Below are 23,339 nucleotides of genomic sequence, written 5' to 3'. Positions count from 1 at the left end.
ACTATCCCAATGCTAGGGTATTGGTTTTTTTGGGGTTGTGTGCTAACCAGGGGGTTAGGGCGTGCGTAAGACGTGCTTAGCCACCGCTCGCGCGCATTCAGACACCAAGCTTGGGCCTTGGTAAATAAGGCCTGTATAGAGCTGTACGGCGTCAGCGCCTGCAGCCATCTTTTCTTGGGCTTGACGACCCGATACGATGCCGCCCACCCCTATGATGGCGGTCTCGCTTCCTAGGTGCCGACGAAATTGCCGTATGACTTCAAGAGAAGCCTCGTGCACAGGGGCGCCGGAAAGACCTCCGACTTCGCCGGAGTGCGGCAGGTTACGCACAGCTTCACGCGCCAGTGTGGTGTTGGTGGCGATCAGGCCTTCTATCTTGTGCGTGTTCAGGGCCTGGGCAATATGAGCAATTTGTTCGGTGTCTAGGTCGGGAGCAATCTTAAGCGCCAGAGGTACCAAGCGACCATGTTGGTCTGCCAGAGCGCGTCGCCTTTCGGTCAGGGCTGCCAATAGCTGAGAGAGTTCGTCGCCCTGCTGTAAAGAGCGCAGGTTAGCGGTGTTGGGCGACGAGATGTTGACGGTGATGTAATCCGCATGCGGATAGACACCTTCCAGGCCGATCAGATAGTCTTCGACGGCTCGTTCGATAGGGGTATCGGCATTCTTGCCGATATTCAAACCCAGAATGCCCCCTTGGGCCTGCCAAGTGCTGCGGCGTACGTTTTCAACGAAGGCTGCAAGCCCCTGGTTATTGAAGCCCATTCGGTTGATCAGCGCCTGAGCGCGGGGCAGGCGAAACAAACGAGGGCGGACATTACCCTGCTGCGGACGTGGTGTGACGGTGCCGATTTCCATGAAACCGAAGCCCAGTGCTCCCAACGCGTCGATGTGATCACCGTTTTTATCCAGTCCTGCGGCAAGCCCTATAGGGTTGCGAAGAGGGAGCCCCATAAGCTGGGTGGGCAGACTGGGCGCCGCCGGAAACATCAGCTTGCGCGTCAAGGTGCAATCGTAGGCTTTTTGCAAAGAGGAAAGCGTGAGTTCGTGGGCGGTTTCAGCGTCCAGGGCGAACAGCGCCGGCTTGGCCAGCGGATAGGCAAGAAAGAAGCGAGACATGTATTAAGAAGAGGCCCAGGCGCCGTTGCGCAGAACCTGATGTGGCGTGTATTGAGATTTATACGCCATTTTACGGCTTTCTTCGATCCAGTACCCGAGATACAGCCAAGGCAGGCCCATGACGCGGCAGCGATCCAGTTGCCAAAGGATGCCGAAAACCCCCAGGCTGCCTGGCGCGTTAGGGTCAAAGAAGGTGTAAACCGCAGAGAGCCCCGTGCTTAGCACGTCGATGATAGAGACCATGCGCAGCACGCCCTCGTCATCCCGAAACTCTATAAGATTCGTGTGAACGCGGCTGGTCAGAAGAAACTGCGAATACTGAGACTCATCGTCGTCGTCCATACCCGCCCCTGTGTGGCGTGATCGTATGTACTGGCGATACAGCGCAAAGTGTTCGGGCTCGAAACGCAGCGGGGCATGCTGGGCGTGCAATTGTGGTGCATGGCGTCGCCATACACGCTTTTGGGTGCGATTGGCTGCGAAGCGGCGAGCATCCACACGTATTGGAAGACAGGCCTGGCAGTTGTCGCAATGGGGCCGATAGGTGAAAAGCCCGCTGCGCCGAAAGCCTTGCTCGATCAGCCGGCTATAAACAGTGTTATCTATAAGGTGGGTGGGGGCGGCGACCTGAGAGCGGGCTTCTTGGTCGGCCAGATAGCTGCAGGGATACGTTGCAGTCGCGTAAAACTGCAAGGTGCTGAGCGTTGGGTCGTTGAGATGGCTCATGTCGAATACCGGCAAGGTCTTGTGGCCATTATGGCGTCAGCCCTACAGCCAAGGCAAGCGCTTACCCTGGCCTTGCGTGAATCAGGCTTGGGTATGGCGGTGTTCCAGTTTTTTGCGCATATCTTGCCATTCCTGTTTCCAGGCTAAGGCTTGTTCGCTGCTGGGCCTGAGATGATCCGGTTCTAAAAGCATGAGTTCCAGTTCGTATTCCGCGGTGGCCAGGTTCTGCGCCACGCTGGCGCTCTGTTGCACGGCTTGAGCCTTGCGCTGGTTCCATAAACCGGGCAGTTGCGCCAGCCCCTGAGCGGCACTATCAAGGTGTTTGCGTAAAGAGCCTGTAATGCTTACCGGCCAGATCAGGGTGAAGGTTAAATACATGACGGTATTGCCCAGCAACACGCCGACGATGCGATCCCAGGCCGCGTCCAGACTGATGGATGGCCCGAAGCCTTGCAGGGCCACCAGGTAAAAGGCAAAAGCAATCTGTATGCCCGCGTAGGAAATGCGTTCCGGGCCCGAGAAAACCCAGGAACCGAGCAAAGAAACCAGAAACACGACGATGGCCAGCGAGCCCACGCTGACCATATGCGGCACGGCATAGATGATAGTTAAAAAGCCCAGCAGCGCCCCCAGCAAGCATCCAGCGATACGCAATGCCAGTTTATGTACGGTTTCGCCTGTGGAACCCAGGGCGGCCACGTAGCAAGTGATCATGGCGGTATGTATGCCTTGCCAGTCCATCGCGCTGTAGAGGATGTAGCAAATCATGGCCGCGGCAGTGGATTTCAGCGCATGCTGCTGGTAGATTGGGTTGCGCCAGGCATCCGCCACAAAAAAACTGTCGTGAACAGGGCCTGGCTGTCCGATATCGCTACCTTGCGCCAAGCTGGTTAAGGCTTGCTGTAGTTCGGTGAGCGGCTGAAAACCCGTTTCCTGGGCAGGGGGAAGGGGCGCAAGTTGCAGGTCACGCATGGCTTTACCGCGTTCCAGGTCTTCGGCCAATTGCAGGCAAGCTTGCGCCAACGCTTGGCGTTGCAGGGTGTCTAGAGCTTCCGGCTGCATTGCCGCAAGGGCTAGCAAGGCACGGTAGGTATTCAAGTTTGCCTGAGCAAGACGCTTTTGTTCATGGCCTGGCAGTAAATGAAACAGGCGTATCCAAGCTAACCTGGTTTGCTGCGGTGCTATCCCCTGCGCGAGCGCTTCCCATAGTTGTTGCTCAGAAGCATTCAGATTCAGCACCTCGGCGGACAGTCGCAGGCGTGCGCCCAGCTCGCGGCGCAGGACCTTATGTGGGTACAGGCCAAAAAACAAATTGAACAGCAAAACCAGGCCCATGGGCGCACCGGCCATTAGCCAAGCATACAGCAAGGCGCGGGTAGCGATTTCGCCTATCGGTACCTGGCCCACCAAAGAAAGCACGAATGCAATGACCAGCGCGATGATGCCGCCTAGCGGCCCTAGCTTGCTGGCGGCCCCGAGGAAGAGCAGCACAAACGAGCACACTGCAATGGCAAGCATCTGCAGTACCGGGTATGTGATGGTGTATTGCACCAAGGGAACAAGCACCATCACGACTACCGAGGCCAGCACGATCAAGGCGAGCGCCAGCACCGAGCTTTCGCCACAGTCGGTCTTCATGACGAAGAAAATCACGAAGCAGCTCACGGCCGACTCTGGGATGCCGTAAGTCATGGCCACGATGACCATCAGGGTACAAATGACAGCGACGCGCCAGCTAAGTGCCAACCGGCCTGGGGTGGGGCGCAGATCTTGAAGAACAGCGCGTCCGACTGAAGCCCAAGATGCCCTAGCAGTCGTCATTGGAGTGAATGACGATCGTTGCGGAGGCGCCGACACGCATCAGATCAGGAGGCGGCTCAGCCAGTCGAATCCGGACGGGAAAGCGCTGGGCGACACGCACCCAGTTCAAGGATTTTTGTACGTAAGGTAAGTTGAAGGGCAGGTTGACCTCTCCGGTACTGCTGACGCCCCAACCTATGGTGTCTACTTTGCCCGTTAGCGCGCGCGAGGGGTCGGCCAAAACGTAGACGGTGGCGCAATCGCCTATGCTGATGCGTTTCAGGTCTGTCTCAAGGTACATGCCTGTGGCGTGCCAAGAATCAGTATCTATGAGCGTGAACACCGAGGCCCCGGGCAGAAGGTGTTCACCCGAGGCTGTGTGTAAACCGGCGATAAGCCCGTTATGCGGAGCTTTGATCTGCGTGAGTTCGAGGTTGCGCTTGGCCATGGCCAAGCCGGCTTGACTGATTTGCACCATGGCCAACTCGGCGTCCGACGTGCCCACCAAAGCCTGGGCTGCGCCTGCTTGCTCCAGGGCTTGGTTCAGGCTGATCTGGGCATCGCGTTTCAGCGTAGTGGCTTCGTCCAGTTGCTGCTTGGCAACATAACCCTTGGTAGCCAAATTAGCCAAGCGTTGCTGAGTCTGGGTTGCCATGGCCAGGTTGGTGCGTGCCCGGTTAATCTGTTCTTGCGCAATGCTGGCGTTATGGGTTTCGGCTCGTATAGCCCTTTCCTTAGCGGCATATGTGGCTTCGGCCAGGGCCAATTCTGCTTGGGCCTGCTCGTAGCGCAACTGATAAAAAGCAGGGTCTACCGTAAAGAGTAGGTCATCTTTGTGCACGAATTGCCCGTCTGTAACCTCCATGCTTTCAATATGGCCAGGTAAAGAGCTGGAGATATGCACCACATTGGCACTTATCACGGCGTCCTCAGAGCTGGGGTTCTTGGCGGCACGCAGTAAGTACAAAGTACCAAGCACGATGGCCGCTGCTATGACCAGTAGGGCTACAAGTATGGCCAGGGGCTTGATAGAGCTGTGTTGAGCAGGCGTGTTCATGGGGCCGTCAATCAAAAAACACAAGAAGCAAGGTGAAGGTTAGCGCCAAGGCCATGCATACATAGACCAGAAGACGCAAGGGGAGGTTGTCGTCTATGCCTATGCGGATGAGTACCAGCCGGACGATGAGGGTGAGCACAATGGCTGCAATGGCGGCCAGCAGCCAAGCGGGAAAATACGACCCTGCAATATAGATGCTGGGGGAGCCGGAGCACCCGCTCAGTAGCGGCAGGAGTAAAGCCAAACCCAGATATCGCAAGGTGCTCTGCAGATAAAGTTGTCGAGGGCGATAAGTTTTCATAGGAGACTACATTCTGAAGGGCGTGCACAAGTTTGGCTTGGCTTCATGCGTTCAATATGCCGGCCATCATATACTACGGGCTCCGTGAACTCGACTCGGCCCGCCATGCTGTCGTCAATTGGACTCCACACCTTGCGTGCGCTGCTACCAGCACTGCTATTGACTCTGGGCGCCTGCGCCGCAGCCCCTGATCGCGGGCCTGGCAAGGTTTCGGGGCAAAGCAGTGTTTCACAAGCGCAAGCGTTGTCTGTGCCGCCACAATTGTACGAGAGCCCTACAGCGCTGCAAACGCACGAGCTGATTTCCCCAGAGTTCAAGCCCAAGCATGTTTATACGCTGGTAGAGCTGATCGACCTGGCGCAGCAATTGAATCCCAGCACGCGTATTGCCTGGGGCGAGGCGCAGCAGGCCGCAGCTGCGGCCGGCATGGTTGAAAGCACCTATCTGCCCTTCATTAGTGCCAACATTGTGGGCGGTTACATGCATAATGACCGTAGCGACAGTGTGCGCTTGCTGGGGCGTGAGTTTGAGTTGGACTACCAGACACACCTTCATGGTGTGGTGCCTGCCATCACCTTGCAATGGTTGCTGTTTGATTTCGGTAAACGCAACGCCCTTCAACAAGGTGCGGATAAACTTGCGCTTGCCAGCCGTTTTGCGTTTACCCAGGCTCACCAGGCTGTCATCGCCGAGGTCTCTACCAGCTATTACACCTATAACTCAGCTCGCAGCCGTGAGAAGCAGGCGGCTGAAGGCTTGCGTAATGCCGCAACCATAGAAGACATAGCGCTGGAACGCGTGCGCAACGGTTTGGGCACCACCATAGAGGCGGCCCAGGCAAGGCAGTTGAAGGCGCAAGCCCGGCTGCATTTGGTAAGCAGCAAAGCCCAGACGCGTCAGGCTTATCAGATGCTGCTGGGGGCGGTGGGCCTGCCTCCTGACGCCGAACTACAAGTCACTGACAGTGCTGAGCGTGCGTTGCCGTCGGATCTGGACATCCCTGGCAATCCCCAACTGCAAAAAGCGATTGCGAGTCGACCCGATGTACAAGCCTTGCAAGCGGCTCATCAGGCTAGCTTGGCCGGTGTGGATTCCGCCCGGGCCAGTTTCATGCCCAAACTGATGTTGATGGGCTTTGTTTCACACCCCACGGGCAAACTCAGCGTCGGGACTTTGCCCGGCATCAGCTCGCAAGCCGCTTCCAGCGGTGCTTTGCTTATGCTGAATATCCCTCTTTATGATGGTGGCCTGCGTACCAAGCAAATTCATGAAGCGCAGTTACGCGTCAAGAATGCGCAAGAGCGACTGCGCCGAACGCAGAACGACGCTTACAAGCAGATGGTGATCGCCGCCGATGTGCTGCGTACCGCCCTGGAGTCGTACCGCGCCGCCAACGAATTGGTTCAGGCCGCACAACTTACTTATGACGGCGCCCTGGCTTCTTATCGTGAAGGCTTGACAGGTATGACGCTGCTTACCGAAGCGCATGATGGCTTATTGGGGGCACAAGAGGCACTGAGCGTTGCGCATACGGCGGGTTTGGTAGGCTCAGTCAATCTGGCTTTTGCCATGGGCGAATTGAACCGCATGCCGGCTACCGCCAGCACCCCTTAAAGGTGCACAGATTTCTGTTTTGTTTTCCAGTAATCGGCCATCCTGGTATAGTACTCCGCGGCCCCAGCTAAAGCCAGCTTGGTTGATGGCCCCCTTTATAAAGCTCAGAAAATCGTCTCGGCCCAAGGGCTGAGCACCCAAGCTGGCTAAATGGCTGGTTTCCTGTTGGCAGTCTATGTGGGTAACGCCGTTGCGGCGCAAGAAATTCACGAGATATGCCAATGCTATCTTGGAAGCATCGGTGGCGCGGCTGAACATGGATTCTCCGAAGAACATTCGGCCTAGACACACGCCGTACAAGCCTCCGACGAGTTCGCCCTCTTGCCAGGTTTCTATGCTGTGCACATAGCCCAGCTCATGCCAGTCGGTATAGACCTGCTGCAAGGGGGGCAATATCCACGTGCCGTTGGCGCCTTTGCGTGGGCCGGCGCAAGCACGCATGACCTCAGTAAAGGCCAAATTGGTGGTAACGCGCAGTGCTGGACATGACAAGCTTTCGTTGCGCTCTAGCTGGCGCAGCTTTTTGCCCAAGGATCGCGACACTTTGAAGTCGGCGCAGGCCAACACCATACGTGGGTCGGGGCTCCACCACAGTACCGGGTCGCCTTCATTGAACCAAGGAAACAAACCCTGGGCGTAAGCCTCGCGTAAGCGTTCGGTGGAGAGATCCATACCGACTGCGACCAGGCCTTCGGGCCCCGCCTGACGTGGATCGGGGAGGGGTTCGCCGGGGGCGACCCATACCGCTGGTTTCATACTTGTGTAGGGCCGAGTAGAAAACCCAGATGGCCCGAGACCTCTTGGGTGGGAATCTGACGCCACGGCGCGCGGGGCAGTTGTGGATGATCCACCCAGCCGTGCGTAGCCCCTTGCTCAAGCGCATCCAGCAAGTTGCCGGCATCGGTTTCCAAGCGCGGCAACAGAGCGGGCAGGTCTCGGTCTTCGATTCGCCCCGGCCCCAGTGCGGTGCGCACGTACATATGCCCTTCGTCGTCTGGTAGCCATTCGTGCACTGCATCTACAGGCAAACCGGTGTGGGTTTGTAAGCCTATGCCATCCTCGGCCAGGCGGATGACATAAGGTGCGGCCTCAAGCTGTGCGTAAACCCGTTGAGGGCCGTTCTGAAAAAACCAGCGTCCTTGTTCGTCAGCCGCATAGTTGCGGTTGATGAAGGCTAGCAAGCTCGGATTGCTAATGGATTCGCCCGGCTCGGCGGGGGTATTGGCGGCTCCGCCTGTAGGGTGCAGCTTCCAGCGACCACGTGCGTCCAGAGATAGCCATCCGTGAACGGCGGGAACATCAGGCCAGCGTTGCATGGCTTTCAGGACGAGATCATCCATGGTCGTCTGGGTGTTAAAAGCGTTGAGTCAGTGATCAAAACATTTTAGGCCGTATTACCCCTGGCAAACAGAGGGCTTAAGCGTGTTGGGAGATCTGTACGCGGTTCCAAAGATTGATCATTGCAATAGTGGCGGTGAGGGCGCTGATTTGCGCTTCGTTGAAGTGCTCGCGCAAACGCGCACGTAGGATGCCGAAAACAGTGTCTTCTTTAAGGGTGGTCAGGGCTTCTGTCCAGGCCAGGGCGGCTTTTTCGGCAGGTGTGAAGTCGTCTACGTGCCGCCAGACTATGAGTCTATCCAGGCGGGCTTCGGTTTCGCCATCGCGGCGTGCCTCGCTAAGGTGCATCTTGACGCAGAAGGCACATGCGTTGATTTGCGACGCGCGCAGTACCACCAGATGGTGAAGCAGAGGATTGAGCCCTGCCGCAATAATGGTTTCTTGGGTTTTGAGTAAAGCCTGGTAAATCGGGGCGCTGTGTTTGGCGAAATTAACTGGGGAAGTATCGTGCTGCATGTCTTGCTCCGGGAAATTTGAAGGCCGGGTCATGCGTGCTTCGTTTCTCAGCCGGCCTTATCCGAGAATGGGATGGGGATATCGTAGTGGTGGATGGGGAAAAGCCCTTTTTCTGCATCGCGCACATAATGTTCCAGCGTAGTGGTGACAGTGCGAAAAGCCAAGTCGTTCCAGGGAATGTCATCCAAAGAGAAGAACGCTGCCTCAAGGCTTTCAGGGCCAGGAAAGAGATCCTCGGATAGCACCTTGGCAAGGTAGAAAAAGTGCACTTGCTCGGCGTATGGGACGTCGATGACGGTATACAAAGGCCCAAGCTCTATCTGAGCGCCTGCTTCTTCCTGGGTTTCGCGCATGGCGCCTTGCGCCGTGGTTTCTCCAAGTTCCATAAAGCCTGCGGGCAAGGTCCATTTACCATGGCGCGGCTCGATGGCCCTACGGCACAGCAAGACTTTGTTCTGCCAAATGGGCAACACGCCAACCACGTTGCGTGGGTTTTGGTAGTGCACTGCGCCGCAGTGTTCACACACCGCCCGCAGGCGATTGTCGTCTGGCGGAATGCGCATTGAAATTGGATGGCTGCACTGACTGCAGTATTTTTGGGCGCGGGGCGCAGGGAAATAGAACGGCTGAGCAGGTGCAGTCATGTCGGAAGGGCAAAGGAGCTTGCCTGGCGGGCCTTAAGCGCTATCCAGGGAACAGTCCGCCAAGCATACCGCAGATTTTGCGCGATGAGCCTTGAACCTTGAAATGTCGGAAGGGCAAAGGAGCTTGCCTGGCGGGCCTTAAGCGCTATCCAGGGAACAGTCCGCCAAGCATACCGCAGATTTTGCGCGATGAGCCTTGAACCTTGAATTCAGCACTAGGAGAACGGTCAGTGGCGGCGCTAGAATGATAATAAGTATCATTTTTATAAATTCCTACGCCTGCTGTTTCTCATCCGGGGCACTTGCCTTGCTGGAACATTATTACCGCGAACTTCTGAATTTCTGTGCTCGTTCCACACGGGATCCCGACACTGCTGCCGACACTGTGCAAGAAACCTACCTGCGGGTGCTGAGTGCGCAACAGCGTGGCGATGCCATAGCCGAACCTCGCGCATTGCTTTATCGCACCGCCAAGAATCTTATGGTGGATCAGCATAGACGCGCGACGGTACGGGGCCAGGGGTGCGAACTCGAGGATGACAATCCAGACACGCCCGCTGCCAGTCTTTACGAACCCGAAACTGCAGCCATGTCCAATCAAGCAGTCCAAGCATTGCTTGAAGTCATTGGTGCCATGCCGCCACGGCGACGCGAAGCCTTTATCTTGCATCGTTTTGAAGGCCTGTCTCATGCCGAGATTGCCTCCCGCATGGGGATGACTCAGAAAATGGTAGAGCAACACATCAGTGCGGCGGTCAAGGATTGCCGGCGCGGACGCCAAGAATGGGATCGCCGTCTGGTACTTTCTGCGCTGGCAGGCTTGGCGGTATTGGGGGCGGGGCGCGTGTTATGGACGCAGCGCGAGCTACCGCATGTGCAGCACTTAGCCACGTCAACCGGCGAGGCGCGCCAGTTTGTGCTCGCCGATGGTAGTGAGCTGTATCTGGATACCGCCACAGTGCTGCAGGCCGAGTTGTACGCCGACCGCCGCGAGATTGTGCTTGACGAGGGGCAGGTGCTGTTTTCCGTCAGCCATGATGCCCAGCGCCCCTTCGAGGTCGTGGCGGGTGGATTCCGGATTACCGTATTGGGCACGCGTTTTTCTGTGCGGCATACGCCTGCCTCACCGGGCTATCCGGGTGTCAGCGTGGCGGTTGAGTCGGGTCAGGTACAGGTCGAGCCTATGTCAGCCCGTTCGTGGCGCACGTTTTGGCGTGCGCCGCAAGCCATTCGCTTACAGACCGGGCAACAGCTTACGATGGCTACGAACAACTGGCCTGGCGAGCTATCCAAGATTGCACCCGAACAGATAGCGCCTTGGCGAGAAGGGCGCATCAGTTTCCATGATCAGACGCTGGCAGGTATCACCGCCGAGTTTTCCCGTTACGGGCATGCGCCTGCGTACATCCCTGACCCCAAGGTGGCGGCCCTTAAATTGACTGGCACCTTCGATCTGCAAGACCCTGCAACCCTATATCGACTGTTACCTCGGGCCTTGCCGGTTCATGTCAGCTCAGAACAGGGAAGGGTGCGCATCGATGCCTTGCCGGCTGCGCCGCGCTGATTTTTTTATCGGAAGGCTAGGGTTTTTTGTGTGGCATGCGTCTACATGAGAGTAAGACCAATTCTCATGTGTTTTTATAGGAAATCACGCATGTTCTCAAGTACGCTCAGGCCGGCCCAACTGATATTGGCTTTGGCGCTTGCCACCGGTACGCCCATGCTTGCCGCTCAGCCCAGCGCCGGAGGTGCGGGGCACCATACCCATACACGAAGCTTTAGACAGATTGTTGGCAGGAACCGGGTTGCAGGCTCACATAGAGAGCGATAGCGTGGTGATCTCCGCGCAGGCTCCGGTTGCGCAACTGTCGCAGGTGACGGTAACCGGAAGCGAGCAGACGGCAACAGGCCCTGTTTATGGGGCCGTGGCCAGGCGCACCTCGACCGGCGTAAAAACGGATACCGACATTCTTGAAACCCCGCAATCGGTGTCGGTCGTCACGCGAGAGCAGATCGAAGCCCAAGGGGCAACCGGCATAGACGAAGCTCTGCGTTATACCTCTGGGGTGGTTGCCGCTGCTTACGGACAAGATCCGCGAGGGGACTGGATACTGGTGCGCGGTTTTGCACCCGCCAAGTACCTGGATGGCTTGCCCCTGCCCGATGGGTCCTGGACGGCCAACACGCGTTACGAACCCTATGCCCTTGAACGCATCGAAGTGCTCAAAGGCCCTTCCTCGGTCATGTATGGTGCCCTGCCTCCTAGTGGTTTCATCAATGCAGTCAGCAAGCGACCGCAAGAAGATCCTTTCCACGAAGTCGGCGTCAGCTACGGCACGCATCAACGCAAGGAGGCAAGCTTCGATTTCACCGGGCCGGTCAACGAAGAAGGCACGCTGTTGTATCGCTTGGTGGGTTTGGGGCGCGACAGCAAAACCGAGAGCGATTATGCTTTTGATAAGCGCCTGATGCTGGCCCCCTCGCTTACCTGGAAGCCGTCAGTGGACACCAGCTTGACGGTGCTGGCCAGCTACACCTATACCCGCGCTAGAGTCAAAGAAACCACAGACCCGGCAAGCTTGAACAAGCAAGTCCCCCTGCAACCCGAGCATCAGGCTGCGCTGTGGGTGGATTACCGTTTCCCGGCAGATATTGCACCAGGTTTGAGTATGGGTGCCGGGGTGCGTTATACCGGCGCCAGTTACGGGGATTCCGCCAACCAGTGGCGCGCCAGCGCATACACCTTGTTTGATGCGCAGGCGCAGTACAACGTGGGTAACTGGAATCTGCAGCTGACGGTCAATAATTTGGCTGACAAACAATACATTGCTGCCTGCAACAATGCCATGTGGTGCTATTACGGCTACGGGCGAGCGATTAACCTGTCGGCACGGTATAGCTGGTAATGCGAAACTTTGCGTTGTTGCTGCATCGCTGGGCAGGGTTGTTCATAGCCGTCTTTCTTATCGTCGCGGGTTTGACGGGGGCGGTTATTTCCTGGGATCACGCTATCGACGAGTGGCTGAATCGCGATCTTTTTATGACCGAGAGCAGCGGGCCCACGAAAAGCCCGCTTGAGCTGGCAGAGGTCGTTGAGGCTCATGATTCGCGTGCCCAGGTGATCTACTTACCTCTGCATGCCGAGCCGGGGCACACCATGGTCTTCATGGTGGCGCCGCGCAAGGACGCTGCTAGCGGCAAGCCTTTCGAGCTGGGCTACGACGAAGTCTTTATCGACCTGGTGACGGCTCAAGTCGTGGGTACGCGCAATGCCGGTGAGGTCTCACTGTCATGGCGTACCCTCATGCCTTTCCTGCGCCAGTTGCACGAGAGCCTGCACATGCCGGCACCAGAGAACTGGCCGCGGCTGGGCTATCAGTTCATGGGCATTGTGGCCTTGGTATGGTTTTTGGATGCTTTCGTGGCTGTCTATCTGACTTTGCCCAGGAAGCTGAGCAAGGGTTGGATGCAGCGGTGGTGGCAAGCATGGCGCGTACGCTGGGCGGGCGGCTCATACAAGCTGAATTTCGATTTCCACCGCGCTTTCGGTCTCTGGACGTGGATACTGGTGCTGATCATTGCCTTCACCTCGTTTTCATTGAATTTGTACCGAGAGGTCTTCCATCCGGCGATGTCCTTGGTGTCGCAAGTGACGCCCAGCCCCTTTGTGAGCCGGCCATTTTCGCCTACGCCCATAGAGCCAGAAATCAGCTTTGGAGAAATCCTGACTTTGGCGACCAAAGCGGCACAAGAGAAGAACTGGGATCGTCCGCCCGGAGGCATCTTTTATGCGCGAGACTTGGGTTTTTACAGCGTGGCCTATTTTCACGAGGATGCAGAGGATGGCAATGGCATGGAGATTGCCAATATGTACTTCGACGGTAAGGATGCCGCCTACCTCGGGGAGCATCTGCCATGGCATGGCACGGCGGCCGATGTTTTTACGCAGCTGCAGTTCCCTCTGCATTCGGGGCGTATCCTGGGCTTGCCTGGCCGCATTCTGATGTCGGTGATGGGCTTGGTGGTCGCCATGCTGTCTGTCACCGGCATCATCATCTGGGCGCGTAAGCGGCGCGCCAGAAAGCTTGCGGTAGGCTGATTCAATAGTTTTTAACTATTTATTCAATAAAAACAAATGACACATAACGAGAATGATTCCTATTAAAATATAACCATATTCAGGAGTCACATATGAAATTCATCGCTTTCAAAACCAGCCAAGTTTGCCTGCACATGGGCGTTGCCTTTGCCGTTACTTACACCTTCACGGGCTCGTTGGCGGTGGGAGGCGTTGCCGCTGTGGTTGAGCCGCTTTGCAATGTGACCTTGATGCCTTTGCACGACAAGTTGTGGGCTAAGCATGGCGCCAATGCCGCTACAGCGGCACCAGAACAAACACCGAAGGCGGCCTCCGGTGGCTTGCTCAGTCGGGTCCAAGCTTGGGTAGCCAAGGTTCTTGGCAATTCCAGTAATGGCCCAGCACCCGCCTATGCACAAGTAGCTGCAAGCGGTCGCGAGCAGGCGGCTTTAGGGGCCTGATAAGCGCAGGGCATCATTTACAATGATGCCGTATGAGTAGAAGTCAATCGCGCCGACGCCCCGCGAAAACCAAAGGGCGCGCTCGTCAGTTCATCAGGTCTTTGGTTCTCTCGGCGCTAGCATCCTTCACCGTGGCTAGTGCCGCCCTGAACCCTCAGCTTGGCCAAGAGCTTCTAGCACCGATTTGGGCCTTGCTGCAGCCAGAACCCGCACCGCCAACGCTGACGGTCGTCCCGGGTCAACTGGCGCAAACAAGCTTTACCTCTTGTCCTGTCTTTTTTCCTGAAGGACGGGCGCCTCAGGTGCCTGCCGCCCCCGCTTTGCGCGAGTTGTGTTTCGATGCTTTCGCGCTCTTGCATAGCGGCAATACCCGCACGCCGGTATTTGTGGCACAACGCCTGAACCGGCGCATGTTGCAACAAGCACAAGGCATTACTCGACGAGACAGGTTTTTTGCCGATGCCCGGTTGCCTGCTGCCGAACGTGCAGAGCTAAACGACTATCGAAATTCGGGCTATTCGCGTGGCCACATGGCACCTGCCGCAGATATGCATACGGCGGCTGCCATGGAGCAAAGCTTCAGTTTGGCCAATATGGTGCCCCAGGATGCCAGCCAAAATAGTGGGCCGTGGGCCAAAATAGAAAGCGATACGCGCAAGTACATTATGCGGGCTCCAGGAGATGTTTACGTCTTTACCGGGCCGGTGTATGGCACTTCAAACCAGAAGATAGGTCAGCGAGTGGCTGTACCCAGCCACTTGTTCAAGGTGGTGTATGACGCGAGCTCGCGGCGGGCTTGGGTGCATTGGCAAGCGAATCATGCCAAGGCTCAAGTGGGTGCCCCCATTAGCTACGCGGAGTTCGTGCGTAGAACAGGCTTGCATTTGCTGCCGGGTTAGGTGCGCGCGCCCGAGTTGCGGTGACTGCGCTAGTGAGGTTTTTGCGCGCGGTCTTCAGAATTCAGAAGACACAAAAAAGCCTGCATCGTGGCAGGCTAAGTTGTTTGGTATGCCAGGGTATCCCCACACACCATAATCATCGAAATTCGAAGATCGTTAATTTTTACTGGAGGCGCCACTCGGAATCGAACCGGGGTACACGGATTTGCAATCCGCTGCATAACCACTCTGCCATAGCGCCTTAAACTGCTACACCACTTTCTGCTACACCCACCATTTATACCTATTTACCATAGCTTGTAAGGTGGCGGGTTTAATAAAACCCTCTGTGTAGCTAAGCCAATAATTGTACCATCAAATTACCGCTTGCTGCTTCATGTGTGGCGGGGCGCCAAAGATCAGCCAATGCAGTGTATCTGTGGCGTCTGGGTGAGGGGCCTTAGTGGGCGCCGGTGCTGCCAAAGCCGCCGTCTCCGCGCTCGCTGTCGGCGAAGTCTTCGACGATATCAAACGCCACTTGTTGAACCGGGACGATCACAAGTTGGGCAATGCGCTCCATGGGGGCAATGCTAAAAGCCGTTTGGCTGCGGTTCCATACGGAAACCATCAACTGCCCCTGATAGTCGGAGTCGATCAGACCGACCAGATTGCCCAACACTATGCCGTGCTTGTGGCCTAAGCCGGAGCGAGGCAAGATCAAGGCGGCATAGCCCGGGTCGGCGACGTGTATGGCAAGGCCGGTGGGTACAAGCACGGTTGCGCCGGGAGCAAGCTCCAGCGTGGAATCCAGACATGCACGCAGATCCAAGCCGGCAGAACCATTGGTGGCGTAGGCTGGCAACTGATCGCGCATGCGTTCATCCAAAATCTTAAGCGCTATTTTTTTCATAAAAATCAGGAATTAGGGGTGACAGGAGGCTGCTTCAGGGTTGGCTGGCTGCATGACGTTGGGCAATAACGCGAACCAACTCGCGTGCCGCGTCCTTTTTGCTAAGCGTGGGCATGGCGTAAGCACCATGCTCGTCAAAAAGCACCAAAGAGGTATCGTCCACATGCATGACTTCCTGGGCCAGATTGCCCACCAGCAGTGGCACGCCTTTGCGTTCACGTTTAGCTTGGGCGTGCTCATGCAGATTACTGGTTTCGGCGGCAAAACCTACGCACCATGGACCGTCAGCGAGGCCGGCAACTTCGGCGAGGATGTCTGGGTTGGGCGCGAACTCCAGGGAGGGCGGGGCGTTGTCTGGCGTTTTTTTGAGTTTGTCGTCGCTGGCGTTAACGACATGCCAGTCGGCCACTGCCGCGACCGAGATGAAGATGTCGGCGCGATGCGCTTGCGCCATCACGGCTTGGTGCATCTGGCGAGCGCTTTCTACGTCTATGCGCTTGACGCCGTAAGGGGGGGGCAGCGCGGTCGGGCCTGAAACCATGAGTACGTCGGCACCCGCTTCAAAGGCGGCTTGGGCGATGGCATAACCCGTTTTGCCTGAAGATCGGTTGCTGATCACGCGGACCGGGTCTATGCGTTCCATCGTGGGCCCTGCAGTGACGAGTACGCGCTTGCCTGCCAATACTTTGGGTTGAAAGAAGGCGATGACTTCGGCGAGAATCTCATGCGGCTCAAGCATGCGCCCGTCGCCTGTTTCGCCACATGCTTGGTCTCCGTGTCCCGGCCCCAGGATATGCACGCCATCTTCGCGCAGGCGACGTAGATTGCGCTGGGTGGCGGGGTGTTCCCACATCTCGCGGTTCATCGCGGGGGCCAGCAACAAGGGGCAACTGCCGCGGGCCAAACATAGGGTGCTGAGCAAATCATTCGCTAAACCATTGGCGAACTTGGCCATTGCGTCTGCACTGGCTGGCGCAATCAGAATGGCATCGGCGTCACGGCTGAGGTTGATGTGCGCCATGCTGTTGGACATGCGCGCATCCCATGCGTCTGTGAAAACCGGGCGGCCCGAGAGCGCCTGCATGGTGGTGGGGGTAATGAAATGCGTGGCAGCGTCGGTCATGACGACGTCGATGCGCGCCCCTTGGTCTTGCATGCGTCGCAGCAGTTCTGCCGATTTATAGCAAGCAATGCCTCCGGTCAGGCCCAATACTATGCGTTTCTGGTCGAGATCTGACATGTCAACAAACCTTCGGGTTCAAGAAGCGTCGGATTGTGCTCGGCGCTGACGCTCGCGCCGCATACGTCGCAGTTCGTCAAGGATGAGCAAAGCAGCACCGCAAGTGATACCTATGTCAGCGACGTTGAAGGCAGGGAAATACCAACTATTCCAGTAGAACAGTAGAAAATCAACGACGTGACCATGCTGGACGCGGTCAATGAGATTACCTACGGCTCCCCCCAATATCATCGACAAGGCCGTGCAAAACAGCAGTTGATTGGGGTGTTTGCGCAGCAGATGCACAATCAGGCCCACCGCGCTCAGGGCAATTATTGTGAAAAGCCATCGTTGCCAACCTTGGCCGTCGGCCAAGAAGCTGAAGGCCGCCCCTGGGTTGTAAACCAGGGTGAAGTCGAAGAAGGGCAAGATATTGACGCGCTCACCGTAGCGGTAGTTGCCATCGAAATAGATTTTAGTGAGCTGGTCGATGATAACGATGGCTAAGGCCAGGGCCAGCCAACGCGCCAGGGCAGCACCTTTGCGCGCTTGAGAAGTAGGCTGGCTGGACTCAGGCATGCGATCTGACCTCGCCGTCTCCGAACAAATTGCTGACGCAACGGCCGCACAGGGTGGCGTGGTCGGCGTGGCTACCGACATCGGCACGATGATGCCAGCAGCGTTCACACTTGGCCTCGGGCGTAGGCGATACACTGATGGCCAGCGTATCACCCGTTTGCACCTGAGCCTGCGAGACAATCAGCACAAAGCGCAGATCATCGCCCAGGCTGGAGAGCAGGGCATAGTCGTCGGGAGCCGCCTGAACCGTGACTTGCGCCGCGAGCGATGAACCTATCTTGCCTTCGCTGCGCACCACTTCAATTTCACGCATGACGTCGGCGCGTATCTGGCGCAAACGAGACCATCTTTCCTGTAACGCGCCGGCGTCGTGCGTGGAAGGCACGTCGTGAAAAAGTGTGGTGAAAATCGTGCCGACGTCTTGGTCTTCGTGCAGCGCTTGCCATGCTTCTTCGGCGGTGAAAGAAAGGATGGGCGCCATTAAGCGCAGCAGGGCATGCGTGATGTGGTACAGCGCTGTCTGCGCCGAACGGCGCGCCAGGCTGTTTTCACCCGTGGTGTACAGGCGGTCTTTTAGAATGTCGAGGTAAAACGCCCCAAGATCTTCAGAGCAGAAAACCTGCAAACGCGAGACTATGGGGTGAAACTCGTAACGCTCGTAGTGCGCCAGTACATCTTGCTGCATGGAGGCTGTCATGGCCAAGGCGTAACGATCAATCTCGAACATGTCCTCCAGCGCGACAGCTTGCGTGGCGTAATCAAAGTCGCGCACATTACCCAGCAGAAACTTGAGGGTATTGCGGATGCGGCGATAAGCTTCGACGACGCGTTTCAGGATCTCGTCGGAGATGGACAGTTCACCCGAGTAATCGGTGGAGGCTGTCCAGAGACGCAGAATTTCTGCCCCCAGGCTGTCTGAAACCTTTTGCGGTGCGATGACGTTGCCCATGGACTTGCTCATCTTGCGGCCTTGTCCATCTACCACGAAGCCGTGTGTAAGCAAGGCCTTATAGGGCGCACGGCCGTACAGCATGCAGCTGGTAAGCAAAGATGAGTGGAACCAACCGCGATGCTGGTCAGAGCCTTCCAGATAAAGGTCGGCGGGCCATTGCAGGGCTAGCGCATGAGAGCCTTGCATATCCCCATTCGGGCCGCCGATCACGGTGGCATGCGTGCTGCCGGAGTCGAACCACACGTCCAGCGTGTCGCGATTCTTTTCGTAGAAAGCGGCCTCTTCGCCCAACAGTTCGGCTGGGTCCAATGCTTGCCAGGCTTCTATGCCTTGCTTTTCGACACGTTGGGCTATCTGCTCAAGCAGCTCAGCCGTGCGTGGGTGCAGCTCGCCGGTTTCTTTATGTACAAAGAAAGCCATGGGTACGCCCCATTGGCGTTGGCGCGAGAGTGTCCAGTCGGGACGGTTGGCGATCATGGCGTGTAGACGCGCCCGACCCCATGCCGGGTAGAAAGCGGTTTCATCCACCCCTTTCAGGGCCGTTTCACGCAAGGTGTTGCCGTCCGTGGAAACGCGGTCCATGCCGGCGAACCACTGGCTGGTGGCGCGGTAAATGACCGGGGTTTTGTGGCGCCAGCAATGCATATAACTGTGGCGCAGTTTTTCGGTTTTGAGCAGCGTGCCGGCTTCGCGCAGCGCATCGATGATGCGAGGGTTGGCGTCCCAGATGGACAGGCCGCCGAACAGCGGCAGCGAGCTGGCATAGCGCCCGTCTGACATCACCGGATTCAGGATCTGGTCGTCCAAGAGGCCATGCTGTTTGCAAGAGATGAAGTCTTCCACCCCGTAGGCAGGGGCTGAATGGACCACTCCGGTACCGGTGTCTATGGTGACGTAGTCGGCCAAATAGATAGGCGCCGTGCGTTGGTATCCCGTGTCGGCGTTATAAAGTGGGTGGCGCATGGCAAGCAGTGCCAAGGCTTCACCTTTGGCGGTGGCGATGACTTCGCCCTGCAGTTGCCATTCTTCCAGGCAGGTCTGCACGCGCTCTTTGGCCAGCAGTACCAGGCTACCGAAGGACTGAGGCTCGGCCAGACGCACCAGGGCGTAATCCAATTCGGGATGGATGTTGAGCGCCTGGTTGGCGGGCAAAGTCCAGGGCGTGGTTGTCCAGATGACGGTAGCGCCGGCCTCGGCGGATGACAGGCCAAAGGCTTGTGCCACTGCCTGCGGATCTTCGAAGGGGAAGGCAACAAACACCGTTGGGTCGGTACGGTCAGCGTACTCGACTTCGGCTTCAGCCAAGGCGGAAGCACAGTCAAAGCACCAATTGACGGGCTTCAGGCCCCTGAATACATAACCTTTTTCGAATATGCCCGCCAATACACGAAGCTCATTGGCTTCGTTGGTGTAGTTCATGGTCAGGTAGGGGGTGTCCCAGGCTGCCAAAACCCCCAGACGCTTGAAATCTTGACGCTGTCTATCGATTTGCTCGTAAGCATAGGCGCGAGCTTTGGCTTGCACTTCGGCAACCGGCAGGTGCTTGCCGTATTTCTTTTCGATCTGGATTTCGATGGGCATGCCGTGGCAATCCCAGCCAGGGACATACTGGGCGTCAAAGCCGGCCATATTGCGGCTTTTGACGATGATGTCCTTCAGAATCTTGTTGACTGCATGGCCGATATGAATATCGCCGTTGGCATAGGGTGGGCCATCGTGCAGTATGAACTTCGGGCGGCCGGCGCTGGCTGCCCGAATGCTGTCGTACAGTTTCTTCTGATCCCACTCTGCGGCCCAAGCGGGCTCGCGCTTGGGTAGGTTACCCCGCATAGGAAAAGGGCTTTCAGGAAGGTTAAGCGTTTTGCGATAGTCCATGGCGTGCGAAATAGTCGCGAGCGCTGCGCGCATCTTGGTCGATGGCAGCGATCATGGTGGGTAGGTCGGGGAATTTTTCTTCGTCCCGCAGGTATTCGAGAAATTCGACGCGTATGAGTTTACCGTAAGCATCAACACGGCAATCAAACAGGTGAACCTCTAGCAGCAAGCGACCGGCTTCGGTTACGGTGGGGCGTACCCCTAGGCTGGCCACACCGTTTAAGGGTTGATCCGCCAAGCCGTGAACTCGTACCACATATACGCCCGAGCGCGCTGCGCACAGCGCCGGAACCCTAAGGTTGAGGGTAGGGTAGCCTATCGTGCGGCCTAGCTTTTGGCCATGAATCACGTGTCCGCTGAGACGGTAAGTGTGACCCAACAAATCACGGGCTCGAGCAAGATTGCCCACCGCCAGCGCGGTGCGGACTTCCGAACTGGAAATACGCGTGCCATGACTGTCCACAATGTCAGCCAAGGTGTGCACCTCGAAGCCGTGTTCGAGACCAGCCTGGCGCAACAGCGTCAGGTCGCCGCCGCGCTTATGGCCAAAGCGAAAATCGTCGCCTACCAGCAGCCATTTGGTGTTCAGCCCGGCAATAAGCAGACGTTGGATAAAGTCTTCCGCCGACATGTCGGCCAGCTTCTGGTTGAAGCGCATCAACATCATTTGCTTGATGCCGACCTCGGACAGCGAACAGGCTTTGTCCCGCAAACTGCTGATCTGGGTAGGGATGAGCTCGGGGCGTTGGCCGCGCTGGGCAAAGAAAGCGCGCGGATGAGGGCCAAACGTGACAATGGCAGGGCAGAGCTGGCGACTGGCCGCCGCTTGAACGACGTGTTGCAAGATGGCCCGGTGACCACGATGGACGCCGTCGAAGTTACCGATGGTGACGGCACACGCAGCGTTGGAGTCGTGGCGAGGAAGTGAGCGGTAGAGTTTCAAGAGCAGTTTCACACGGGGAAGATTACAATTCTACCCTTTTATACGGAATAACCCTGTACCTTGGTTGCTTCTTGCCAAGGTAAGGCGGCGTAATGCAGCTCCCGGGGCTTTCTGAAGGATACATTTTGCAACCCAAGCTTTTCTCCGCGTCTCGGCCGTGCCGAGTGGTCATCTTGGTATCGGGGCGTGGCTCGAACATGCAGGCCCTTGTACAGGCCGCGAGCCGGCAGGCCATGCCCGTTCAAGTGTGCGCGGTCATATCCAATCAAATGGATGCGCCCGCCCTGCAGTGGGCCCGCGAGCAAGGGCTGCGCACGGCTTCATTGCCGCACCGAAACTACCAGAGCCGCGAGCAATTTGATGAGGCCCTGGCCAACGAAATAGAGGCCCATGAGCCTGACTATGTCTTGTTGGCAGGGTTCATGAGGGTGCTCACCGACGGCTTTGTGCGGCGTTTCCATGGGCGTCTGATTAATATTCATCCGTCCTTGCTGCCGGCCTTTCCTGGTTTGAATACGCATCGCCGTGCTTTGGATGCAGGGGTGGCGTGGCATGGTTGTACTGTGCACTTCGTCACGCCCGAGGTCGACGAAGGCCCCATCATTGCGCAATGGGCGGTGCCGGTTTTGGCCAACGATAACGAAGAGACGCTGGCAATGCGAGTGTTGCAAAGCGAGCATAGGCTTTATGCCCAGGTGCTGTCTTGGCTGACGCAAGGGCGCGTAAGCTTGGATGCGCTGGGCAAAGTGTATTTAACAGATGTGGGCTGTCGCAGTTTCGCCAGTACGCCCAATGAACAGGATGCGGCATGAACCAGCCTAGTGACAAGAAAAAAGCCCGCGCAGCGGCATTGAATCGATCGTCTTCCGCACCCCGCCAAAAGGGCAGCGAGTCTGGCGGACGTTCTGGCGGGCGTAGCTCTGCTGGGGCTGCCAGGGCGGGCTCGGGTCGCTCCTATCGGCCAGAAGGGCCTAGGTTGGCACCCGCAGCAATACGTATACAGCAAGTGCAGCAGGTGCTCGATCGCGTTCTGACCTGGGAGTTTCCTGCCGATGGCGTCTTGTCCCGCTGGCTGCGTGAGAATCCGAAGTTAGGCGGTCGTGATCGCGCCGAGGTGGCCGAAGCGGTTTTCGATGTCCTGCGTCACTTAAGGCAGTATCGTCATTTCGCGCAGAGCAGCCCGGTGGCACATACTCGCTGCTTGGCTATTCTCGGTTTGGCATCAGTATTGCCGCCCGAGAAGCTTGAAGCAGGTTTGGCTCTTGAAGAAACCCAGTGGTTGCAACATGTGCAACGCATCGATGCCAGCAAGTTGCCGCGAGCCGTGCGCTGGAGCGTGCCCGACTGGCTGGAAGCAAAATTGGCCATGCTGGAAGATGCGGAGTCGCTGATGGCGGCTCTGAATCAACCGGCAGCCCTGGACGTGCGTATCAACCCCCTGAAAGTGGCCTCACGCGACGAGATGCTGGAAACGCTGCGCGAGCTGTCACCCGCCAGTGAGCCCCAGGCAACGCCGTACTCACCCTGGGGCATACGGCTTAAAGGCCGTCCGTCCGTTAACCGTTGGGAAGTTTTCCTGAAAGGGGAACTAGAGGTGCAGGACGAGGGTAGCCAACTGTTGGCGGCGCTTGTCGCGCCTAAGCGCGGCGAAATGATCATTGATTATTGTGCAGGGGCGGGGGGGAAAACGCTTCTGATAGGGGCGCTGATGCGCACCACGGGTCGCTTATATGCTTTTGACGTTTCGGCCACGCGTTTGGCACGCGCCAAGCCGCGCTTTGCCCGTAGCGGTTTATCCAACGTGGTGTCAGTGGCTATCGCACCGCGCAACGATCAGCGTGTTCGGCGTTTGCACGGTAAGGCTCAACGTGTCTTGATTGATGCGCCCTGCAGCGGCCTGGGCACCTTGCGCCGCAGTCCCGATCTTAAGTGGCGCCAGCAACCTGAAACCCTGGAGCAATTGCGCGCAGTACAAGCCGACCTTCTCGAGCAGGCGGCTTTGTGCTTGGCCCCCGGGGGGCGGTTGGTTTATGCCACCTGCAGTGTCTTGCCCGAAGAGAACGAGGCTCAAGTAGAGGCCTTTTTGAGTAAACATCCTGAATTTTCGCTGCAGGATGCAGGGCAGATACTGTCAGATCGTTGTAAAAATCTGACGTTTGAAGGGGCTTTCCTGAAATTGCGTCCCGATCACCATCAAACCGATGGTTTCTTCGCCGCTGTCCTGCAAAAAGCAGCGCCGGAAGCCCCGGCTGCGGCAGTGCAAGAATCGGAAAAACTTGATGCTGCGCAAAAACTTATTTGATACAGACATGTCATATACGAGTCAAGTGGG

General features: G+C 57.3%; 22 protein-coding genes and 1 tRNA gene. 8 read left to right on the top strand and 15 right to left on the bottom strand.

Annotated elements, in window-relative coordinates; translation table 11 throughout:
* Window positions 1-54 precede the first annotated feature (54 nt).
* From H0484_RS00210 to H0484_RS00190, 5 genes are all read right to left on the bottom strand, one after another.
* Window positions 55-1,116, bottom strand: a complete 1,062-nt coding sequence (locus H0484_RS00210; protein ID WP_226952411.1) for a quinone-dependent dihydroorotate dehydrogenase — start codon at window positions 1,114-1,116, stop codon at window positions 55-57.
* A gap of 3 nt (window positions 1,117-1,119) precedes the next feature.
* A complete protein-coding gene (locus H0484_RS00205) occupies window positions 1,120-1,842 on the bottom strand; it encodes an arginyltransferase (protein ID WP_226952410.1) in 723 nt (240 codons plus the stop codon).
* An 81-nt stretch (window positions 1,843-1,923) separates the two neighbouring features.
* A complete protein-coding gene (locus H0484_RS00200) occupies window positions 1,924-3,663 on the bottom strand; it encodes an FUSC family protein (RefSeq protein ID WP_226952409.1) in 1,740 nt (579 codons plus the stop codon).
* Window positions 3,650-4,699, bottom strand: a complete 1,050-nt coding sequence (mdtN, locus tag H0484_RS00195) for a multidrug transporter subunit MdtN (RefSeq protein ID WP_226952408.1) — start codon at window positions 4,697-4,699, stop codon at window positions 3,650-3,652. Before mdtN ends, H0484_RS00200 begins: the two co-directional genes overlap by 14 nt.
* Before the next feature lie 7 nt (window positions 4,700-4,706).
* Window positions 4,707-5,000: a YtcA family lipoprotein gene (locus H0484_RS00190; protein ID WP_226952407.1), complete on the bottom strand. Its 294-nt coding sequence runs from the start codon at window positions 4,998-5,000 to the stop codon at window positions 4,707-4,709.
* A gap of 105 nt (window positions 5,001-5,105) precedes the next feature.
* On the opposite strand from H0484_RS00190, the gene H0484_RS00185 reads away from it, so the two are divergent.
* Window positions 5,106-6,614 (top strand): TolC family protein, encoded by a 1,509-nt coding sequence (locus H0484_RS00185; RefSeq protein ID WP_226952406.1) that lies wholly within the window; start codon window positions 5,106-5,108, stop codon window positions 6,612-6,614.
* Here the strand turns inward: H0484_RS00185 and aat are convergent.
* The 4 genes from aat to H0484_RS00165 all read right to left on the bottom strand — a co-directional run bounded on the left by aat (window position 6,549) and on the right by H0484_RS00165 (window position 9,112).
* Window positions 6,549-7,370, bottom strand: a complete 822-nt coding sequence (gene aat, locus H0484_RS00180; RefSeq protein ID WP_226952405.1) for a leucyl/phenylalanyl-tRNA--protein transferase — start codon at window positions 7,368-7,370, stop codon at window positions 6,549-6,551. The genes H0484_RS00185 and aat overlap by 66 nt on opposite strands.
* Window positions 7,367-7,954 (bottom strand): DUF2946 family protein, encoded by a 588-nt coding sequence (locus H0484_RS00175; RefSeq protein WP_226952404.1) that lies wholly within the window; start codon window positions 7,952-7,954, stop codon window positions 7,367-7,369. The genes aat and H0484_RS00175 overlap by 4 nt, the downstream gene beginning before the upstream one ends.
* Before the next feature lie 76 nt (window positions 7,955-8,030).
* Window positions 8,031-8,468, bottom strand: a complete 438-nt coding sequence (locus H0484_RS00170; protein WP_226952403.1) for a carboxymuconolactone decarboxylase family protein — start codon at window positions 8,466-8,468, stop codon at window positions 8,031-8,033.
* 47 nt (window positions 8,469-8,515) lie between these two features.
* On the bottom strand, window positions 8,516-9,112 hold the full coding sequence (locus H0484_RS00165) for an NUDIX hydrolase (RefSeq protein ID WP_226952402.1): 597 nt from the start codon (window positions 9,110-9,112) through the stop codon (window positions 8,516-8,518).
* A gap of 307 nt (window positions 9,113-9,419) precedes the next feature.
* On the opposite strand from H0484_RS00165, the gene H0484_RS00160 reads away from it, so the two are divergent.
* The 5 genes from H0484_RS00160 (at window position 9,420) to H0484_RS00140 (ending at window position 14,550) form a co-directional block, all read left to right on the top strand.
* Complete coding sequence (locus H0484_RS00160) at window positions 9,420-10,676, top strand: sigma-70 family RNA polymerase sigma factor (protein ID WP_226952401.1); 1,257 nt, start codon at window positions 9,420-9,422, stop codon at window positions 10,674-10,676.
* Window positions 10,677-10,836: 160 nt separating this feature from the next.
* A complete protein-coding gene (locus H0484_RS00155) occupies window positions 10,837-12,018 on the top strand; it encodes a TonB-dependent siderophore receptor (RefSeq protein WP_226952400.1) in 1,182 nt (393 codons plus the stop codon).
* Complete coding sequence (locus H0484_RS00150) at window positions 12,018-13,211, top strand: PepSY-associated TM helix domain-containing protein (RefSeq protein ID WP_226952399.1); 1,194 nt, start codon at window positions 12,018-12,020, stop codon at window positions 13,209-13,211. Before H0484_RS00155 ends, H0484_RS00150 begins: the two co-directional genes overlap by 1 nt.
* A 92-nt stretch (window positions 13,212-13,303) precedes the next feature.
* Entirely contained in the window at window positions 13,304-13,651 is a 348-nt protein-coding gene (locus tag H0484_RS00145) for a DUF2061 domain-containing protein (protein ID WP_226952398.1), read from the top strand.
* A gap of 32 nt (window positions 13,652-13,683) precedes the next feature.
* Complete coding sequence (locus tag H0484_RS00140) at window positions 13,684-14,550, top strand: DNA/RNA non-specific endonuclease (protein WP_255644148.1); 867 nt, start codon at window positions 13,684-13,686, stop codon at window positions 14,548-14,550.
* A gap of 167 nt (window positions 14,551-14,717) precedes the next feature.
* Here H0484_RS00140 and H0484_RS00135 read toward each other — a convergent pair.
* The 6 genes from H0484_RS00135 to H0484_RS00110 all read right to left on the bottom strand — a co-directional run bounded on the left by H0484_RS00135 (window position 14,718) and on the right by H0484_RS00110 (window position 21,019).
* Window positions 14,718-14,791 (bottom strand) — tRNA-Cys (locus H0484_RS00135).
* A 198-nt stretch (window positions 14,792-14,989) separates the two neighbouring features.
* A complete protein-coding gene (gene dut / locus H0484_RS00130; protein WP_226952396.1) occupies window positions 14,990-15,439 on the bottom strand; it encodes a dUTP diphosphatase in 450 nt (149 codons plus the stop codon).
* Between the two features lie 34 nt (window positions 15,440-15,473).
* Window positions 15,474-16,679 carry a bifunctional phosphopantothenoylcysteine decarboxylase/phosphopantothenate--cysteine ligase CoaBC gene (gene coaBC / locus H0484_RS00125; RefSeq protein ID WP_226952395.1) on the bottom strand — a complete coding sequence of 402 codons (1,206 nt, stop codon included), beginning with the start codon at window positions 16,677-16,679 and terminating at the stop codon, window positions 15,474-15,476.
* Between the two features lie 18 nt (window positions 16,680-16,697).
* A complete protein-coding gene (gene lspA, locus H0484_RS00120) occupies window positions 16,698-17,237 on the bottom strand; it encodes a signal peptidase II (protein ID WP_226952394.1) in 540 nt (179 codons plus the stop codon).
* Window positions 17,230-20,064, bottom strand: a complete 2,835-nt coding sequence (gene ileS, locus H0484_RS00115) for an isoleucine--tRNA ligase (protein WP_226952393.1) — start codon at window positions 20,062-20,064, stop codon at window positions 17,230-17,232. The genes lspA and ileS overlap by 8 nt, the downstream gene beginning before the upstream one ends.
* The gene (locus H0484_RS00110; protein WP_226952392.1) at window positions 20,042-21,019 is read right to left on the bottom strand and encodes a bifunctional riboflavin kinase/FAD synthetase; all 978 of its coding nucleotides are present in this window, start codon (window positions 21,017-21,019) and stop codon (window positions 20,042-20,044) included. Before H0484_RS00110 ends, ileS begins: the two co-directional genes overlap by 23 nt.
* Window positions 21,020-21,099: 80 nt before the next feature.
* On the opposite strand from H0484_RS00110, the gene purN reads away from it, so the two are divergent.
* On the top strand, window positions 21,100-21,819 hold the full coding sequence (gene purN / locus H0484_RS00105; RefSeq protein WP_226952391.1) for a phosphoribosylglycinamide formyltransferase: 720 nt from the start codon (window positions 21,100-21,102) through the stop codon (window positions 21,817-21,819).
* Window positions 21,820-22,022: 203 nt separating this feature from the next.
* The gene (locus tag H0484_RS00100) at window positions 22,023-23,309 is read left to right on the top strand and encodes an RsmB/NOP family class I SAM-dependent RNA methyltransferase (protein WP_315859896.1); all 1,287 of its coding nucleotides are present in this window, start codon (window positions 22,023-22,025) and stop codon (window positions 23,307-23,309) included.
* Window positions 23,310-23,339: the final 30 nt, after the last annotated feature.

The sequence above is a fragment of the Mesopusillimonas faecipullorum genome, from assembly GCF_020539505.1.
Lineage (GTDB): Bacteria > Pseudomonadota > Gammaproteobacteria > Burkholderiales > Burkholderiaceae_B > Mesopusillimonas > Mesopusillimonas faecipullorum.
Note: the sequence above shows the minus strand (reverse complement) of the source record. Positions and strands in the feature narration are given on the sequence as shown.